General features: G+C 36.2%; 15 protein-coding genes. 13 read left to right on the plus strand and 2 right to left on the minus strand.

Going from position 1 to position 18,645, the window contains the following annotated elements; translation table 11 throughout:
* The first annotated feature begins 15 nt into the window (after window positions 1-15).
* Window positions 16-1,344, plus strand: coding sequence for a replication-associated recombination protein A (locus tag KTB61_RS01130; protein ID WP_216696637.1), 1,329 nt, complete (start codon window positions 16-18; stop codon window positions 1,342-1,344).
* A 7-nt stretch (window positions 1,345-1,351) separates the two neighbouring features.
* On the opposite strand, the gene KTB61_RS01135 is transcribed toward KTB61_RS01130, so the two are convergent.
* The gene (locus KTB61_RS01135) at window positions 1,352-1,555 is read right to left on the minus strand and encodes a hypothetical protein (RefSeq protein WP_075759089.1); all 204 of its coding nucleotides are present in this window, start codon (window positions 1,553-1,555) and stop codon (window positions 1,352-1,354) included.
* A gap of 313 nt (window positions 1,556-1,868) precedes the next feature.
* On the opposite strand from KTB61_RS01135, the gene KTB61_RS01140 reads away from it, so the two are divergent.
* The 10 genes from KTB61_RS01140 to KTB61_RS01185 all read left to right on the plus strand — a co-directional run bounded on the left by KTB61_RS01140 (window position 1,869) and on the right by KTB61_RS01185 (window position 15,511).
* Window positions 1,869-2,375 (plus strand): SEC-C metal-binding domain-containing protein, encoded by a 507-nt coding sequence (locus KTB61_RS01140; protein WP_075759088.1) that lies wholly within the window; start codon window positions 1,869-1,871, stop codon window positions 2,373-2,375.
* 172 nt (window positions 2,376-2,547) lie between these two features.
* A complete protein-coding gene (locus KTB61_RS01145; RefSeq protein WP_075759087.1) occupies window positions 2,548-3,009 on the plus strand; it encodes a MarR family winged helix-turn-helix transcriptional regulator in 462 nt (153 codons plus the stop codon).
* Window positions 3,002-5,191 carry an ABC transporter ATP-binding protein gene (locus KTB61_RS01150; RefSeq protein WP_216696638.1) on the plus strand — a complete coding sequence of 730 codons (2,190 nt, stop codon included), beginning with the start codon at window positions 3,002-3,004 and terminating at the stop codon, window positions 5,189-5,191. The genes KTB61_RS01145 and KTB61_RS01150 overlap by 8 nt, the downstream gene beginning before the upstream one ends.
* On the plus strand, window positions 5,184-7,016 hold the full coding sequence (locus KTB61_RS01155) for an ABC transporter ATP-binding protein (RefSeq protein WP_075759085.1): 1,833 nt from the start codon (window positions 5,184-5,186) through the stop codon (window positions 7,014-7,016). Before KTB61_RS01150 ends, KTB61_RS01155 begins: the two co-directional genes overlap by 8 nt.
* A gap of 52 nt (window positions 7,017-7,068) precedes the next feature.
* On the plus strand, window positions 7,069-8,058 hold the full coding sequence (locus KTB61_RS01160; protein ID WP_075759084.1) for a Gfo/Idh/MocA family protein: 990 nt from the start codon (window positions 7,069-7,071) through the stop codon (window positions 8,056-8,058).
* Between the two features lie 16 nt (window positions 8,059-8,074).
* Window positions 8,075-8,845 carry a peptidylprolyl isomerase gene (locus KTB61_RS01165; RefSeq protein WP_083638278.1) on the plus strand — a complete coding sequence of 257 codons (771 nt, stop codon included), beginning with the start codon at window positions 8,075-8,077 and terminating at the stop codon, window positions 8,843-8,845.
* A gap of 12 nt (window positions 8,846-8,857) precedes the next feature.
* Complete coding sequence (gene pdxR, locus KTB61_RS01170; RefSeq protein ID WP_216696639.1) at window positions 8,858-10,252, plus strand: MocR-like pyridoxine biosynthesis transcription factor PdxR; 1,395 nt, start codon at window positions 8,858-8,860, stop codon at window positions 10,250-10,252.
* A 17-nt stretch (window positions 10,253-10,269) separates the two neighbouring features.
* The gene (gene clpX, locus KTB61_RS01175) at window positions 10,270-11,658 is read left to right on the plus strand and encodes an ATP-dependent Clp protease ATP-binding subunit ClpX (RefSeq protein ID WP_216696640.1); all 1,389 of its coding nucleotides are present in this window, start codon (window positions 10,270-10,272) and stop codon (window positions 11,656-11,658) included.
* 176 nt (window positions 11,659-11,834) lie between these two features.
* Window positions 11,835-13,790, plus strand: a complete 1,956-nt coding sequence (locus KTB61_RS01180) for a fructose-1,6-bisphosphatase (RefSeq protein ID WP_216696641.1) — start codon at window positions 11,835-11,837, stop codon at window positions 13,788-13,790.
* Window positions 13,791-13,822: 32 nt separating this feature from the next.
* Window positions 13,823-15,511 (plus strand): S8 family peptidase, encoded by a 1,689-nt coding sequence (locus tag KTB61_RS01185; RefSeq protein ID WP_230973562.1) that lies wholly within the window; start codon window positions 13,823-13,825, stop codon window positions 15,509-15,511.
* Between the two features lie 41 nt (window positions 15,512-15,552).
* Here the strand turns inward: KTB61_RS01185 and KTB61_RS01190 are convergent, their stop codons facing one another.
* Window positions 15,553-16,863, minus strand: a complete 1,311-nt coding sequence (locus KTB61_RS01190; RefSeq protein WP_216696642.1) for an oligosaccharide flippase family protein — start codon at window positions 16,861-16,863, stop codon at window positions 15,553-15,555.
* 137 nt (window positions 16,864-17,000) lie between these two features.
* Between KTB61_RS01190 and KTB61_RS01195 the strand changes: the two genes are divergently transcribed.
* Together KTB61_RS01195 and nifS are read left to right on the plus strand one after the other, a co-directional pair.
* On the plus strand, window positions 17,001-17,447 hold the full coding sequence (locus tag KTB61_RS01195; protein WP_075759077.1) for an RrF2 family transcriptional regulator: 447 nt from the start codon (window positions 17,001-17,003) through the stop codon (window positions 17,445-17,447).
* Between the two features lie 11 nt (window positions 17,448-17,458).
* Entirely contained in the window at window positions 17,459-18,640 is a 1,182-nt protein-coding gene (nifS, locus tag KTB61_RS01200; RefSeq protein ID WP_075759076.1) for a cysteine desulfurase NifS, read from the plus strand.
* The last annotated feature ends 5 nt before the right edge of the window (window positions 18,641-18,645 follow it).

An 18,645-nucleotide genomic window follows, 5' to 3' on the forward strand; every position in this document is an offset into this window, starting at 1 on the left:
TTCTGGAGGAATATTATGGATTTATTTGATTATGCAAGAGAACTAAATAAAGATAAAGAGGCACCCCTGGCTGGAAGGATGCGTCCTGCTACCCTGGATGAAGTAGTGGGACAGTCTCATATTATTGGAAAAGATAAACTTCTGTATCGTGCTATTCAGGCAGATAAGCTCAGTTCAATTATCTTTTATGGACCGCCGGGAACAGGAAAGACTACTCTGGCAAAAGTTATAGCCAATACGACCAAAGCAAATTTTGTTCAGATGAATGCAACAACTTCGGGAAAGAAGGATATGCAGGAGGCGGTAAAAGATGCAAAAGAAGCTCTTGGTATGTTTCAGAAGAAAACCATTTTATTTATTGATGAAATCCATCGTTTTAATAAGGCACAGCAGGACTATCTTCTTCCGTTCGTAGAAGATGGAACGATTATATTAATAGGTGCAACAACGGAAAATCCATATTTTGAAGTGAATCAGGCATTGATTTCCAGGTCTAATGTTTTTCAATTGTATTCTCTTGAAAAAGAAGATATAAAAAAGTTAATTTGTAGAGCGGTATACGACGAAGAAAAAGGAATGGGTATTTATCATGCATCTATAGACGAAGATGCACTGGATTTTCTTGCGGATATGGCAGAAGGAGATGCAAGAAGTGCTTTGAATGCAATTGAACTTGGTATATTAACCACTGAGCCAAATGAAAATGGTGATATTATTATTAATATTGATGTTGCACAGGAGTGTATTCAAAAAAGGGTTACCAGATATGATAAAGATGGAGATAATCACTATGATGTGATTTCAGCTTTCATCAAAAGCATGAGGGGATCAGATCCTGATGCGGCAGTGTATTATCTGGCAAGAATGATTGATGCTGGAGAAAGTGTTACATTTATTGCAAGGAGAATCATGATCTGTGCATCAGAAGATGTTGGGAATGCAGATCCTCAGGCAATTCAGGTAGCTGTTGCAGCAGCCCAGGCTGTGGAAAGAATCGGTCTTCCGGAAGCAAGGATTCTTCTTGCACAGGCAGTAACTTATGTTGCCAGTGCACCAAAGAGTAATGCTGCATATATGGCAGTAGATAAAGCGCTGGAGAGTGTTAGAAATCATAAGAATGGAGAAGTGCCTAATCATCTAAAAGATGCCCATTATAAAGGAGCATCGAAATTGGGACATGGAATAGGATATCGGTATGCCCACGATTATCCGGATCATTATGTGAAACAACAATATTTGCCGGATAATCTCCTTGGAACCCGGTTTTATGAGCCGACAGAAAATGGATACGAAAAAAAAATCAAAGAATATTTGAAATTTATAAAAAACAGAGATTATGAATAATATGCTTTTATTTGTCTGTATCCTTGTTGTTTTTACTCCATTTATAAACAAAGGACATTGCCCAGAGAAAAATAGGATAGAAAAACATTAATACCATCATTCCCCAGAAATATTCGTTTCCGGTAATGGCAAAAAATAATGTCAGGCCAACGACTGCGATCAGTGATATTATAAGAATAACTGCAAATATTTGTTTTAAAATAGATTTCATTTTTTATCCTTTCAAATTAAATTTTGACAACATATCAGTGCTGATCATATTGTAAAGATCATACTTTTTGCTATCCTATCATATTTTTTATAATATATCCATGTTTCTGGATAAGAAAATGTATAGAAATATAAAATGAGGAGATAATACAAATATCCAATCAGAGATTGGATGAGAAATACTTATCCTCCCCTTTAAGAAGCCCCTGTTCTGCAAAGATGCAGAATAGGGGTTTTTGTATTGAAAAAAAATATAAAATTTGTTATAGTAGCAAGAGTAAATAACATTTTTAAGAGAAAAGGTGGAAAGATTAATGGCATTATTACAGGATTGGCGTGATTACGCATATAAATTCGATGACAGAACAAAAGAAGGACAGCAGTTCTGGCTGACATATTTTAATATTGAAAAAGGGATCTATGAAAAGATTCTGGCAGATAAAGATGTTGTTGTAACAGGAACTGTTAAAGAGTTGGCAGAAAAGTTTGAGACAGATTTACAGATGTTTGTTGGATTTTTAGATGGAATCAACGACAGTTTAAAAGAACCAAACCCAATTGATACAATGGAAGAAGATACACAGGTTTCTTTAGATATCGATTTTGAAAAATTGTATTACAATATGGTTGGATGCCGTGCAGAGTGGTTATATACATTAGATGCATGGGATGATATTCTTACAGAAGAAAGACGAAAAGAACTTTACAAAGAATCAAGAAATTCAACAACTGTTGTAAAAGGTAAAAAAATTGGCCGTAATGATCCATGTCCATGTGGAAGTGGAAAGAAATACAAAAAATGCTGCGGTAAAAATGCATAAATAGTAAATAATATTGTAATTTATCAGGAAAGATGCACTGTAATCAAAAAAAGATTACAGTGTATTTTTTATAAAAAGTTCATAATTTTATAGTTGAAACAATGTATACACTGTGATAGTATATTAGTCGACTAACTATTAGACGCCTAATTAATTTTGGAAAGGAGATAAGATGTATCGCAAGGATGGTATTTTTTCATTATTAGGGAAAATAAATCATAGAAATTTTGTATATGGCATGCGCCTTTTAAAAGGAGAAAATGTTCATCCAGGTCAGATGCCATTACTTGTTACCCTTAGTAACAAAGACGGACTTGTCCAAAGAGAGCTGGCAAGAAAACTGGGTGTGAAACCGTCAACATTAAATGTAATGGTAGGGAGGCTTGAAAAAAACGGAATGATTATTAAAAAGCAGGATCCCGATGACCAGAGAAAGAGTCGGATTTTCATTTCCGAAAAAGGAAGATCCATTGTGGAGTCCATCAAAGAGAGGGCTGATAACATAAATACACATGTGGAAGATTTCCTTACGGAAGAGGAGAAAAAAGAGCTTAGAAGGCTTCTTACAAAATTAGATGATTGTTTAAAGCAGCGAATAGAACTTGAATTTGGAAAGGAAGAAAACAATGCTTAAATTATTTCGATATTTAGAAAAAGCATATCTGCCTATTGCAGGAATTGTGATTCTGTTGATTATGCAGGCAACATGCGAACTATCATTGCCAACCTATACGTCTTCTATAGTAAATGTAGGTATCCAGCAGGGTGGTATTGAAGATGCGGTGCCTGAAGTAATGAGAGAAGAAACTTTTCAGGGACTTTCAATGGTAATGAAAGAGAAAGATGCAGATAAAATGAGAAAAGCTTATGAGCTTTATAGTAAAAAGCAGGTAAGTGATTCAAAATATAAAACATATAAAGAAGGAAAGTTATATGTTCGTAAAAAAATTTCTGCAAAAGAAAGAGCAAACCTGGATAAGTCTATGGCAAAAGGTATGCTGACAATGTCATCTCAGATGGCAAAACAGATGGCTGCTAATCCTCAGGCAGAAGCAGGTTTGAGTAAAAGTCAGAAAAAAATGATGAAACAGATGGAAAATATGAATGTTGATGATATGCCAGACAGTATTATCAGTCAGGCAGCCATCTCTTTTGTAAAATCAGAATATAAGGCTATTGGAATGAATCTTGAAGATATTCAGACAAAATATATGCTGAAAACAGGTGCAATAATGATTGGTATTGCTCTTCTTGCCATGGCAGCCGCAGTATCTGTAACTTTATTGTCTGCGAGACTTGCAGCAAAATTAAGTCGTATTATAAGAGATAAGATTTTCAAAAAAGTTATGGATTTTACTAATTCAGAATTCGATAAATTTTCAACAGCTTCATTAATTACCAGAAGTACCAATGATGTTCAGCAGATTCAGATGTTTGTGACAATGATGTTCCGAATAGTTGTATTTGCACCGGTCATGGGGATTGGAGGGATTTTTAAAGTATTGACCACCAATGCACAGATGACATGGACTATAGCAATTGGAGTAGCAGCCATTATGATGGTAATCTTTGTTTTATTTACGGTTGCTATGCCAAAATTTAAAATTCTACAGAAGTTAATTGACCGGTTGAATCTTGTAACAAGAGAAATCTTGACAGGGTTGCCTGTTATTCGTGCATTCAGTACAGAAAAGCATGAACAGAAACGTTTTGATAAAGCCAATATGGATTTGATGAAAACCAATCTTTTTGTAAATCGTGCAATGACTTTTATGATGCCGGTTATGATGTTAATCATGAACGGACTGACAGTTTTGATTGTGTATGTAGGTGCAGGAAACATTGATCTCGGAAGGATGCAGGTAGGAGATTTGATGGCATTTATCCAGTATGCAATGCAGATTATTATGTCATTTTTGTTTATCTCTATGGTTTCCATTATGATGCCGCGTGCACAGGTAGCTGCAGAACGTGTTAATGAGGTGCTGGATATGGAGATTATGATCAAAAATCCAGAAGAACCAAAAGAGTTTATCCCTGAAAAGAAGGGAGAAGTAGAGTTTAAGGAAGTTTATTTCTGCTATCCGGATGCTGACGAAGCAGTTTTACATAATATCAGTTTTGTAGCACCGGCAGGGAAAACTACTGCATTTATTGGAAGTACAGGAAGTGGTAAATCTACATTGATTAATCTGATTCCAAGATTTTTTGATGTAACAAGAGGAAGTATTTTAGTTGATGGAAGGGATATTCGAGAAGTAAAGCATGAGGATTTGTGTGAGAAAATCGGATATGTACCTCAGAAGGGTGTTTTATTCTCTGGAACTATTGAGTCAAATCTTAAATATGGAAAAGAGGATGCAACACAAGAGGAAGTAAAACGTGCAGCCCAGATTGCTCAGGCAACAGATTTTATTGAAGAAAAAGAAGAAAAATATAAGTCTCCGATTGCACAGGGAGGAACCAATGTATCTGGTGGACAGAAGCAGCGTTTGTCTATTGCAAGAGCAGTAGCAAAAGATCCGGAAATATATATTTTTGATGATAGTTTTTCTGCACTGGATTATAAGACAGATTTAGCACTGCGAAATGCATTGGAGAAGGAAACCCATGGAAGTACAAAGTTAATTGTTGCACAAAGAATTAGCACCATTCTTCATGCGGATCAGATTATTGTTCTTGATGAAGGAAATATCGTGGGAAAAGGTACCCATGAGGAATTATTGGAAACATGTCCGGTATATCAGCAGATTGCAAAATCACAATTGTCTGAAGATGATCTTAAGAAGGCAAAGGGGGTGTCAGCACATGAGTAATGGAAGAAGAAGAGGACCGATGGGTCATGGACATGGACCGGCAATGGCAGGTGAAAAAGCGAAAGACCTAAAAGGAACTATGGTGAAGCTGCTGAAATATATTCGAAAATATTATGTGCCTATTTTGTTTGTTATTGTTTTCGCAATTGCAAGTACAATATTTAATATTGTTGGACCAACTATTTTAGGAGATGCTACAACAGAAATATTTAATGGATTGATGAGAAAAGTCAGTGGAAGCGGTGGAATTGATTTTGATAAAGTAACCGGGATTCTGATGACACTTATGGGATTATATGTAATCAGTGCAGTGTTCTCATTTGTTCAAGGACTGATCATGACTCATGTATCCAATAATATTACTTATCAGATGAGAAAGGATATTTCAGAGAAAATTCACAGAATGCCGATGAAATATTTTGAAAGTAGAACTTATGGAGAGGTACTTTCTCGTGTAACCAATGATATTGATACACTTGGTCAGAGTTTGAACCAGAGTATGACACAGATTATTACATCTGCAACACAGATTATAGGTGTTGTTATTATGATGGTTCGTATTAATATTCCAATGACAGTTGTGGTACTTTTAACATTGCCATTGTCTATGGGGCTGATTGGAGCAATAATGGGAAAATCCCAGCCATATTTCAAGGCACAGCAAAAGCATCTTGGAGAATTAAATGGGCAGGTTGAAGAAATTTACAGTGGACATAATATAGTGAAAGCCTTTAATAAAGAAAAAAGTGTTATTAAAGATTTTGAGGAAGTCAATGGGCAGCTGTATCATTCTGCCTGGAAATCACAATTTTTCTCAGGTGCAATGATGCCGTTAATGCAGTTCGTAGGAAACCTTGGTTATGTACTGGTGGCAATTCTTGGCGGATTTATGGTTGTTAAAAATACAATTGAAGTAGGACAGATTCAGTCTTTCATACAATATGTAAGAAGCTTTAATCAGCCAATTACCCAGCTGGCACAGGTTGGGAATATGATGCAGACAACTGCAGCTGCAGCAGAACGTGTTTTTGAATTTCTGGAGGAAGAGGAAGAAAAAGAGGTAGCAGAAAATCTGGTGCCAATTGAATCTCTAAATGGAAATGTAACTTTCGAGCATGTTCATTTTGGATATAATCCGGAACAGACAATTATCAATGATTTTTCTGTAGACGTAAAAGAAGGACAAAAAGTGGCCATTGTCGGACCAACAGGAGCAGGAAAGACCACATTGATTAAACTTTTAATGAGATTTTATGATGTTAATGGAGGAGCAATTAAGATTGACGGACATGATATAAGAGAATTTATCAGAAGTGATATACGTCAGATGTTTGGAATGGTTCTTCAGGATACATGGCTTTATAATGCATCCATTCGTGATAATATTCGATATGGAAAACTGGATGCAACAGAAGAAGAAATACAGGGCGCAGCCAGAGCTGCATTTGCTCATCATTTTATCGTGACACAGCCAGGTGGATATGATATGGTAATAAATGAAGAAAGTAATAATGTTTCTCAGGGACAAAAACAGTTATTAACAATTGCAAGAGCAATTCTGGCAGACCCGAAAATACTGATACTGGATGAAGCAACCAGCTCTGTTGATACAAGAACAGAGGAGCGGATTCAAATGGCAATGGATAATCTGATGGAAGGACGAACCAGTTTTATCATAGCACATCGATTATCAACCATTCGAGATGCAGATGTTATCCTTGTAATGAATCACGGAGATATTGTTGAACAGGGAAACCACGAGGAACTTCTTGCCAAAGGTGGCTTTTATGCAGATCTTTATAACAGTCAGTTTGAGAGTGCTTAAAGTCTGAATAGAAAAACTGTTTATGTCAGTATTCGATATAAGGAGGATGATTATGGTACGTCTGGCAACTATTGGTACAAATTTTATTACAGATTGGCTTATGGAAGGAGTTTTAGAGCTTCCAGATATTGAATTAGTAGCAGTATATTCAAGGAGTATGGAAAAGGGCAAGGAATTTGCTGCCAAATATGGAGTAGAAAAAGTTTATGATAACTATGAAGAAATGGCGAAAGATCCTGAAATTGACGCAGTATATGTGGCAAGTCCTACATGCTGTCATTATATACATTCCATTACAATGATGAACTATGGTAAGCATGTATTATGTGAAAAACCAGTTTGTTCGAATCGTAAAGAACTGGATCTTTTGATTCAGGCTGCAAAGGATAATGGCGTTATATTTATGGAAGCAATGAAAAATGTCCATTCACCAGGATTCTATGCAATGATGGATAATCTCCATAAAATAGGAACTGTTCGGCGTGCAACCATTCAGTATTGTCAATATTCTTCAAGATATGACAAGTTTAAAAATGGGATTATTGAAAATGCATTTAATCCTAAAATGTCAAATGGGGCATTGATGGATATAGGCTCTTATTGCATTCATTTCCTTGCCAGTCTTTTTGGAGCACCGGAAAAAATACTATCAGATAGTATTATTCTGGAAAATGGTATTGATGGAGCAGGAAGTATTATAGCATCTTATGGGGATAAACAGGCAGAGTTAATGTACTCTAAGATTACAGATTCCAAACTTCCAACACAGATTCAGGGTGAAAAGGGATGTATGATAATTGAACAATGTCCTATAATTAAGAAAATTACTATTATTTATAGAGACGGAAATAGAGAAGAACTTGAATTTGAAGGAAGAGACAATCCAATGATTTATGAAACAATGGATTTTATAAAATTAATTGAAGAAAATAATGTGGATCATGAATTCCTGAAATCTTCCTGCATCGAAATGGATATTACAGATGAAGTGAGAAGACAAAATGGAATTGTTTTTCCGGCAGACAAGATTAGAGAACAATAAAAGGAGACATTCAGTTATGAAAAAGAGACTAATTGCAGGATGTCTTATGTTTACAATGATATTCTGTGCAGGCTGCAGTACAGCAAAAAGTGAAGATTCATCCAAAACAACGACGGAAAAAAAGAAGGAAGATAAGGTTTTAGATAAATATAAAGTTCCTGAAATCAATGGTGCAAAAAAGACAGATCAGCTGGGAGAAGTATCAAAAGGAGAAACCATTGCGGTAATGAAAGTTAAAGGATTTGGTGAAATGAAATTCAAATTCTTTTTGAAAAAAGCACCTCTGGCAGTGAAAAATTTTGTGACATTGGCAGCTAATGGATACTATGATGGTCAGATATTCCATAGAGTTATAAATGATTTTATGATTCAGAGCGGAGACCCTACGGGAACAGGAACAGGCGGAGAAAGTATCTGGGGAAAAGAGTTTGAAAATGAAACGTCAGGTGATCTTCTTCCTTTAAGAGGCTCTATCTGCATGGCAAATGCAGGACCGGATACCAATGGGAGTCAGTTTTTTATTGTACAGGCAAAATCTGATACTGCAGAAGAAGCTTTAGATGCAGGAACTATAAAATTAACAGAAAAACAGGAAAAACTGTTTAGAGAACAAGGAGGATATCCTTCACTTACAGGAAGCTATACAGTATTTGGACAGATGATTGAAGGATATGATATACTGGATAAAATTGCTGCTGTTGAGACACAGGATTCAGGCAGCGGAGAAGTCAGTCATCCGACAAAAGACGTGGTAATTGAAAAAATAACAATTGAAAGTGCAAAATAAGCAGGTGGTTTTATGTTAATTGTTGGATTGGATCCATCTAAAAAAGAACCACTGTATGAACAGATTTACACTTGTATTAAAGAAGAAATCAGAACAGGAGCTTTGCCCTTTGGGTCGAAGCTCCCTTCTGCTAGAAGGATGGCGAAACACTTAGATGTAAGTAGAAATACAGTGGATCTGGCATATGGACAGCTGGTGGCTGAAGGTTATATTGAATCTAAACCCAAACGAGGATTTTATGTTTGTCAGGTGGAAGAACTGGCAGCTTTAAATATTCCAATAAAGAAAGAGGAAGAAGAGACGGAAGTTAAGGAAGAAATCATTCCTTTTGATTTCTCACCTAATGGTGTTGATATGACACAATTCCCATATCATATATGGAGAAAAATTTTAAAGGAAATAATGATTGATGACAACAGTGAGTTATTTCAAAAAGGAAACTATCAGGGAGATCTGGAACTTCGTCGAGCTATCATGTATTATTTAAGACAGTCTCGTGGAGTACATGTAAATACCAATCAAATTGTTCTTGGTGCAGGAATGGAAAATCTTCTTTTTGACCTTCGACAAATGCTTGGAAATCATCAGATTGTTGGAATCGAAAATCCTGTTTATCCCAATGCATATGCTATATTAAATGAACTTGGATTTGGAATTCAGCCTGTTTCTATGGATGAAGATGGACTTAGTGTGAGTGAACTGGAGAAAACCTGTGCAAATCTTGCCTATGTCACGCCAGCACATCAGTATCCGACAGGTGTTGTTATGCCTGTAGGCAGACGTAGTCAGCTGATTCACTGGGCAAAAGAGAAAGAAGAACGTTATATAATAGAAGATGATTATGATAGCGAATTTCGTTATCATGGAAAACCTATACCAGCTTTGCAGGGACTGGATCAAAGTGATAAAGTAATTTACATGGGAACATTTTCAAAGGCGATTGCACCGGCGATTCGTATCAGTTATATGGTGCTTCCCCAAAAATTAGTGCCTGTTTATAAAGAAAAATGCAGTGCATTTTCATGTTCTGTATCCAGAATAGACCAGAGGATTCTGACATTATTTCTTTCAGAAGGACATTTTGAAAAGCATCTGAATCGAATGAGAAATATTTATAAAGAAAAACACGATTGTTTATTAAAATGTATGAAGGAAATGCCGGTGGATACAAAAATTTCAGGACAGGGATCAGGACTGCATGTAATTGCTGATTTTAATATAAGCAATGATGCATCCTTTCAACAGAAACTGGAAGCAGAAGGTGTAAAAATATATCCATTGTCAAAATATTATATCCAGGGGAAACCGGAAAAAGAACAGTATATTTTAGGCTTTACTAGAATGGAGAAAAAGGATATCATAGAAGGAACTAGGAAGATGAAAGAAGTACTATTCCAGTTAAACTAAGAAATGAGGAACCGAACATGTCAGAAGAAAAGAATAGCAATGAAATAATAGAAGAAGTAGTCAATGAAGATGATCATAAGGAATTAGAGCATTACTGTTATCTTTGCAGACGTCCGGAATCAGTTACAGGAAAAATGCTGACACTTCCAAATGATATTTATATTTGTACTGATTGTATGCAAAGGACTTTAGACTCAATGAGTCAGGGACAATTCAGTTTTATTGATGCAAGAAATATGGATCTGGATCAAATGGATATTTCCAAATTGATGGGAGATTTTCAAAATATGCAGCCAAAACCTGCGGTTAAGAAGAAAAAGAAAGACAAGAAGGAAAAACAGCCATTAAATCTTCAGAATATTCCAGCACCTCATAAAATTAAGGCAATGCTGGATGAATATGTAATTGGTCAGGATTATGCAAAAAAAGTAATGTCTGTGGCAGTTTATAATCATTATAAACGTGTGGTGACCAACACAATGGATGAGATTGAAATCGATAAGTCTAATATGCTGATGATCGGACCAACAGGAAGTGGTAAGACATATCTTGTGAAAACACTGGCAAGGCTGCTTCAGGTGCCGCTTGCCATTACAGATGCAACATCGCTGACAGAAGCAGGCTATATCGGAGATGATGTGGAAAGTGTTTTATCAAAATTACTTCAGGCTGCAGATAATGATGTGGAAGAAGCAGAGCATGGTATCATTTTTATTGATGAGATTGATAAAATTGCAAAAAAACAGAATACTAACAGTAGAGATGTCAGCGGAGAATCTGTCCAGCAGGCACTTCTGAAATTGCTTGAAGGTGCAGAAGTTGAAGTTCCTGTAGGAGCAACCAGCAAAAATGCTATGGTACCGCTTACAACGATGAATACTAAAAATATTTTATTTATTTGTGGAGGTGCTTTTCCAAATCTTGAGGGAATCATTAAAAAACGTATGAGAAGGAAAACATCCATTGGTTTTGAGGCTGATTTAAAAGATCGTTTTGATAAAGCGGAGAATATCATTGCCAATGTAACCAATGAAGATTTAAGGGAATACGGTATGATTCCTGAATTTATAGGAAGACTTCCGATGGTATTTACTTTAGAAGGATTGACGAAAGATATGCTGGTCCAGATTCTGAAAGAACCAAAGAATGCGATTTTAAAACAGTATCAGAAGTTACTGGAGTTAGACGAGGTAAAATTGGAATTTGATGATGGTGCGCTGGAAGCAATTGCAGAGAGGGCATTGGAAAAGAAAACAGGAGCAAGGGCACTGAGAGCTATTATAGAAAAATTTATGCTGGATATAATGTATGAGATTCCAAAAGATGATTCTATTGGAAAGGTAGTCATTACCAGAGAATATATTGAAAATCATGGAAGTCCAGTGATTCAGCTGAGAGATCAGTAAAATATCAAACAGACAGGTTTCTATTTATAACAGAAACCTGTCTGTTTTTTTACACATATTTTCATTTTTTTTAAATGAAAATATGTTATAATATTAAAGTAAGGCAGCAAGGAGTTTTGAGGGTGAGTTTTTCCAATTGTTGCTTTTTTTATTTTTTAATAATGGGAGGTTACTTTATGGATCAAATCAAGTACTTAAAAGAACTTGCTGTGCGTTATCCAAATGTTGCGGCAGCATCCACAGAAATTATCAATCTTCAGGCTATATTGCATCTTCCGAAAGGTACAGAGCATTATATATCAGATGTTCATGGAGAATATGAAAAATTCAGTCATATTATACGTAATGGATCTGGAGCAATAAGAAGTAAAATTGAAGATGAATTTGGAAATACATTGACAACAGAAGAAAAGAAAAATCTGGCATCTGTTATTTATTATCCGGAACAGAAGATGGATATAATGGAAGAAAAACTTCCAAGAAATGAATTGTTAGAATGGCATCATGATACAATGGTGCGTCTGGTCCATGTGGCTAGAGCTGTCGGGAATAAATATACACGTTCTAAAGTCCGTAAGGCAATGTCACCGGAATTTGCTTATGTAATGGAAGAATTGATGGTGGAGCATCGAACAGCAGATAAGAAAAAGTATGTTGAACAGATTCTTGAAACTATCATCACAACAGGAAGAGTACGTCAGTTTATTGCAGCAATGGCACATTTAATTCAAAAACTATCTGTTGATCAGTTACATGTTATAGGTGATATATATGATAGAGGACCAGGACCACATCGAATTATGGACTGTATTATGAAATCTGCTAATGTGGATATACAGTGGGGAAATCATGATATGCTGTGGATGGGAGCAGCTTCTGGTCATAGGGCATGTATTTGTAATGTTGTAAGAATTTGTGCGAGATATAATAATCTGGATGTATTGGAAAATGGATATGGAATCAATCTGATTCCGTTGGCAAGATTTGCACTGGAATGTTATAAAGATGATCCGTGTGATGTATTCCATGTATCCGGAGAAGTAAACCAGGAGAATATCAGAGAAGCGGAATTGAATAAAAAAATGCATAAAGCTATTGCCATTATGCAGTTTAAAGTAGAAGGACAGCTGATCAAAAGACGTCCGGATTTTCTTATGGATGAACGTCTGCTGCTAGATAAAGTAGATTATAAAAAAGGCACGATTATGATTGATGGACAGGAATATAAGCTGAATGATACAAATTTTCCAACTATTGATCCTAAAGATCCATATAAGCTGACAAAAGAAGAAGAATATGTTATGGAGCATATGGTAACTGCATTTAAATATTGTGCTTATCTTCAGGAGCACGTTAGATTTTTGTTTTCAAAGGGTAATTTATATAAAGTCTGCAATGATATGTTGTTATATCATGGATGTGTTCCGTTAAATGAGGATGGAACATTTAGAGAAGTCCAGATTCAGGGAAATAGCTATTCAGGGAAAGCCCTGTATGATGTTCTTGATCATTTGGCACGACAAGGATACTATGAAGATAAAGACATAGATGCCCGCCGATATGGACAGGATATTATGTGGTTTATCTGGTCTAATGAGAATTCTCCAGTTTATGGAAAAGCCAAGATGGCTACGTTCGAGAGATATTTTCTGGAAGATTCAGATATTAAAAAAGAGAAAAAAGATTATTATTATCAATGGTATGAAAATGAAGAAGTTATCAATCAGATTTTAAAGGAATTTGGCTTAGATCCTGAAACAGGGAAAATCGTAAACGGGCATATGCCGGTGGCAGTGAAGAAAGGCGAGAGCCCAATTAAATGTGGTGGCAAATTGTTTGTTATTGATGGCGGGTTTTCAAAAGCATATCAAAAAACAACAGGGATAGCAGGATACACGTTGGTATCTAATTCATATGGATTGAAGCTGGTTGCTCATGAACCGTTTGTATCAAGAAGTGTGGCCATTAGAGAAGAAACAGATATTCATTCTGATACAATTGTTATAAAAAAAGTTACCAGACGAAAATGTGTTGAAGATACAGATATTGGAAAAGAGATTAAAGGAAAAGTGGCAGATCTGGAACAGCTGCTTTGGGCATATCAGAAAGGTCTTTTGAAAGAACAGATATAAAGGACAAGATTCCATCATATATTTATAAAAAAATGAGGTGGAAAATGGACTGTTACGGAGTAGCGGAAAATGATGATTATTTTGAGTTTATTGCAGAATACAGCGGGGTATTGGAAGATGTAAAAGAGCAGATGCAGACAGAATGTGTAACGGTAATTAATAATCGATTTTCCATTGCTTATGTTCCTCGCAGGGGAATGGATTTATTTCGCAGTGGCGATTATCAGTATAATGCCATTCCACGGTGTTTTGGACTTATGGATCTTTCCGTAATGGAAGATGCAGGAGTGGCACCGGTTCGAAGATCCGGTCTGGATTTATATGGAAATGGTGTTTTAGTAGGAATTGTCGATACAGGAATAGATTATCAGAATTCTGTTTTTCAATATGATGATGGGACAACCAAAATATATTCCATATGGGATCAGACTATCAAAGATGAAGAAAAAAAATCTATTCTCGGATATGGTAAAGAATTTTCAAAAGAAGAAATCGAAAAAGCACTTCAAAGTGAAAAACCAGTGACAAAAGTACCATCGACGGATGAATCCGGACATGGTACTTTTTTAGCTGGGTTAATTGCCGGAAATGAGGTATCGGAAGAAGGATTTTCAGGAGTTGCTCCCAATGTTCAGCTGATTGTGGTTAAGCTTCGGCAGGCAAGGCAGTATTTAAAAGAATATTATTGTCTGGATCCTTCTTTTGAAGCTTATTCGGAAACTGATATAATGCTTGGTGTCCGGTATATATCAATTATAGCAGAAGCTTTGCGAAAACCACTGGTTATTTATATGGGGATAGGAACAAGCCAGGCATCCCATCTTGGCACCGGACCTCTAGATCAGTATCTTGGTACGATTGCCCCGTTAAAAGGAGCAGCAGTGGTAACAAGTGGAGGAAATGAGGGGCAGGCAAGACATCATTATTCTGGAACGGTTTCAAATAGTGCAAGTAAAGTGGAACTGAAAGTTGGAAGTTCAGAATATGGCTTTACACTGGAATTGTGGGGAATGCCACCTAATGGATATTATGTGGATATTGAATCACCTTCTGGACAGAGAACAGGAAGAATTGCCGGAGGAATTCGCGGGCAAAGGGAAGTAACATTTTTACTGGAAAGAACCAGGCTGTATGTAGATTATTTTACTGTTGATACATCTGCAGGGGCTCCGGTTATTGTTATGAGATTTTGCAGACCTGCAGAAGGCGTATGGAATATTTATGTAAGTGATGACGGAATGGGCAGCAGGGAATTTGATTTATGGCTGCCATTGACTAATTTTTTATCGGAAGATACATTTTTCTTAGAATCAACACCATATAATACGCTGGTGGCACCTGGAAATATGGATTTACTGATGTGTGTATCCAATTATAATCAGAATAATGAGAGTATTTATATTGATAGCAGTCGTGGATTTCCAAGAAATGCTATAAAACCAGATTTTGCGGCTCCAGGAGTGGAGGTATTGGGACCGCTTCCTAAAGGCCGATTTGGAAGAAAAACAGGGACCAGTGTATCAGGGGCAATTGTTGCCGGGATGGCAGCATTAATGCTGGAATGGGGATATGTGGAAAAAAACGATGTGGAAATAAATACAACCAGGATAAAAAATTATCTGATTCGGGGAGCTGATCGAGATGCGAACCGGAGTTATCCTAATCAGGAGTGGGGATATGGAACAGTGAATCTTTATGAAACATTTTTAAGAATAAGGTAAGTGGATTGAAGAAAAAGAGTGGAGAAATGATTTTCTCCACTCTAAAAATTGTATAATTCTTTTTTTAGATAATGAAAGTTTAATGTAACAAGTGTAATGGAACTTGCCATTAATCCCCAAAGATATCCGTAAATCCCCTCAATTGGTATGATGAAAACAACAAAAATAATTCGAATAATCAAAGAAATACTATTGTGAACAAAGGTAATTTTGGTTTTTCCAAGACCATTTAAGATGCTGGTTAAAGTTCCTGAAAGATATAAGAATGGACATAAGAAAGAGAGAGAACGCAGGTAAGCCCCACAGGAACTATTGTGAAAAACAACTTTTCCAATCCATGGCCCCATTGTGAAGAAGCCAATAAAGCCGAAGAATCCAAGAAGCGTACAAAAAAGAAGAGGGTATTTTGAAGCTCGATGGAGAGAAAGAATATTTTTTTCTGCTTTTGCAGCAGAAACTTTTGGAAGAAGCATTACAGCTAGAGAGTTTGTAATTGTTGATGGAAATAAAATAAAAGGCAGTGCCATACCAGTGAGGATTCCATAAGTTTCAATAGCATTATGCTGATTTCCACAAAAACGAGTCATCATCATTGGAATAAGAATGCTTTCAACACTTTGGAGAAGTGTGACAGATAATGCGTTACAGGTTAGTGGAATACCTAAAGTGAGAAGTTCCTTAAAGAGAGAAGCGGATGAATGCACAGGCTGTTTTTTTATATTATTACTGGAAAAATGAAAATAGAGAGTAAGGATGAAAGACACCAGTTCTCCAATTACCATTCCAAGAACAGCAATCATTGCAGGAACAGGAAGTTCGGCATAAAAGGTTATGGAAATCAGGAAAATACTCAGAACTCTGGATATCTGCTCAATACATAGAGAAAGAGCAGGCAGTTCTGACTTTCCAATACCAAGAGAGTAACTGTGGATACATGCTTTGATGCCTACAAAAGGCAGTGCAAAAACAGCAATCTTTAAACATGGGATACAATCATCTTCTTTCAGGAAAATGTGTCCGATATCATCTGCTGTAAAAAAGATAGTAACAGAAAAAATAATGGAAAGTGTAACGGTAAAAATAGTTGCGATTTGAAGGACTTTTCTTCCTTCTGATTCTTGTCCCTGAGCTTTTCTTGATGCAGCAATATTAGAAAGGGCAGTTTGGAATCCTTGAAAGCAGACAGAAAAACCTACAAGATAAATTGGAAAAATCAGCTGGTATACTCCCATTTGATGAGCACCAATCAGACCTGCCAGAAATATTCTATTATAGAATCCAATAAAACGGGAAAACAGGTTGGCTGTAGTTAAGATCAAAGTTCCATGGATGAAAGGACTCGACTTTTTCATAAAGATACCTGATATACTTTTTTTAATTGTATGAAAATAAAAAATAGTATATGACCATTTTTAGTTGACATTAAAAAATGTCAGTGATACTATATCAATGGAAATCCTAGTTAAATAGTCGGGATTGAGGTGAGGCAATGAAATTATCAACAAAAGGACGGTATGGATTGCGTGCATTGGTGGACATTGCTGTTTACAGCGAGGAAGGGCCAGTGTCAATCAGTGCCGTTTCAAAAAGACAAAATATCACAATACGATATTTGGAACAGCTTCTCCCAAAACTTAAAAAAGCAGGAATTATAAAAAGCATTCGTGGAGCACAAGGTGGATATTATCTTGCTAAGCCGTTGGAAGATATTTCAGTTGGAGATGTACTTCGGAGTTTGGAAGGAGATCTGAATCTTGTGGAATGTTCCGAGATTACAGGAGATGGGAAAGAGTGTGTTGGATCAAAATATTGTGTGACGAAGACTGTCTGGAAGAAGATTAACGATAGTATCAGAGAAACCGTTGATTCCATCTGCTTAAAAGAATTGGTAGAAGAGTCAAAAGAAATACATAATAATTGCAAAACAGAAAGGTAGGAATATAAATTATGGGTAAATTAATTTATTTAGATCATGCAGCAACAACAGCAGCAAGGCCGGAAGTTGTCGAGGCAATGCTTCCATATTTTACAGAAAATTTCTGGAATCCATCTAGTGTGTATACACCAGCAGCACAAAATAGAAAGGCAGTTGATAACAGCAGAGAAATTATTGCCGATTCATTGGGAACAGATGCTGCAAATATTTATTTTACAGCTGGAGGTTCAGAATCAGATAACTGGGCATTAAAAGCAACAGCAGAAGCTTATCAGGACAAAGGGAAACATATTATCACCAGCACCATTGAGCATCATGCAATTCTTCATACTTGTGAATATCTAGAGAAAAAAGGATTTGAGATAACTTATGTTAATGTCGATGAAAATGGGATATTAAAGCTGGATGAGCTGGAAGCCGCAATCCGTCCGGATACGATATTAATATCTGTAATGTTTGCAAATAATGAGATTGGAACAATACAGCCAATAAAAGAAATTGGTGAAATTGCTCAAAAACATGGTATAATCTTTCATACAGACGCTGTGCAGGCATATGGACAGGTTCCGATTAATGTTGATGAGTATCATATTGATATGTTAAGTGCAAGTGGTCATAAATTAAATGGACCAAAAGGTATAGGATTTTTGTATATTCGCAAAGGATTAAAACTTAGATCTTTTGTTCATGGGGGTGCACAGGAAAGAAAACGTCGTGCCGGAACAGAGAATGTGACAGGAATCGTGGGACTTGGTAAAGCGGTGGAAATCGCTTTTGATACAATGGAACAACGAACAGCTAAGGAAACAGAGCTGAGAGACTATACTATTGACCGTATTCTCTCTGAAGTACCATATTGCCGTTTGAATGGAGACAGAAAGAGACGTCTTCCTAATAATATTAATATTAGTGTACAGTTTATTGAAGGAGAATCATTGCTTATTATGCTTGATATGGCTGGAATTTGTGCTTCCAGTGGTTCTGCTTGTACATCAGGATCTTTAGACCCTTCCCATGTACTTCTGGCAATTGGACTTCCTCATGAAATTGCTCATGGATCATTGAGAATGACACTGGGTGAAGAGAATACAAAAGAAGATATGGATTTTGTTGTAGACAAATTGAAAGAAATCGTAGAAAAGTTGAGAACAATGTCACCTTTATATGAAGATTTTGTAAAGAAAAACAGCTAAAAAGA

Source organism: Anaerostipes faecalis (assembly GCF_018982945.1).
Lineage (GTDB): Bacteria > Bacillota > Clostridia > Lachnospirales > Lachnospiraceae > Anaerostipes > Anaerostipes faecalis.

Coding starts and splice junctions, on each gene's coding strand:
- clpX (WP_216696640.1), top strand. CDS start 10,270: ATGTCAGAAGAAAAGAATAGCAATGAAATAATAGAAGAAGTAGTCAAT.
- KTB61_RS01190 (WP_216696642.1), bottom strand. CDS start 16,863: ATGAAAAAGTCGAGTCCTTTCATCCATGGAACTTTGATCTTAACTACA.
- KTB61_RS01185 (WP_230973562.1), top strand. CDS start 13,823: ATGAGGTGGAAAATGGACTGTTACGGAGTAGCGGAAAATGATGATTAT.
- KTB61_RS01165 (WP_083638278.1), top strand. CDS start 8,075: ATGAAAAAGAGACTAATTGCAGGATGTCTTATGTTTACAATGATATTC.
- KTB61_RS01150 (WP_216696638.1), top strand. CDS start 3,002: ATGCTTAAATTATTTCGATATTTAGAAAAAGCATATCTGCCTATTGCA.
- KTB61_RS01195 (WP_075759077.1), top strand. CDS start 17,001: ATGAAATTATCAACAAAAGGACGGTATGGATTGCGTGCATTGGTGGAC.
- KTB61_RS01145 (WP_075759087.1), top strand. CDS start 2,548: ATGTATCGCAAGGATGGTATTTTTTCATTATTAGGGAAAATAAATCAT.
- KTB61_RS01135 (WP_075759089.1), bottom strand. CDS start 1,555: ATGAAATCTATTTTAAAACAAATATTTGCAGTTATTCTTATAATATCA.
- KTB61_RS01160 (WP_075759084.1), top strand. CDS start 7,069: ATGGTACGTCTGGCAACTATTGGTACAAATTTTATTACAGATTGGCTT.
- KTB61_RS01130 (WP_216696637.1), top strand. CDS start 16: ATGGATTTATTTGATTATGCAAGAGAACTAAATAAAGATAAAGAGGCA.
- KTB61_RS01180 (WP_216696641.1), top strand. CDS start 11,835: ATGGATCAAATCAAGTACTTAAAAGAACTTGCTGTGCGTTATCCAAAT.
- nifS (WP_075759076.1), top strand. CDS start 17,459: ATGGGTAAATTAATTTATTTAGATCATGCAGCAACAACAGCAGCAAGG.
- KTB61_RS01155 (WP_075759085.1), top strand. CDS start 5,184: ATGAGTAATGGAAGAAGAAGAGGACCGATGGGTCATGGACATGGACCG.
- pdxR (WP_216696639.1), top strand. CDS start 8,858: ATGTTAATTGTTGGATTGGATCCATCTAAAAAAGAACCACTGTATGAA.
- KTB61_RS01140 (WP_075759088.1), top strand. CDS start 1,869: ATGGCATTATTACAGGATTGGCGTGATTACGCATATAAATTCGATGAC.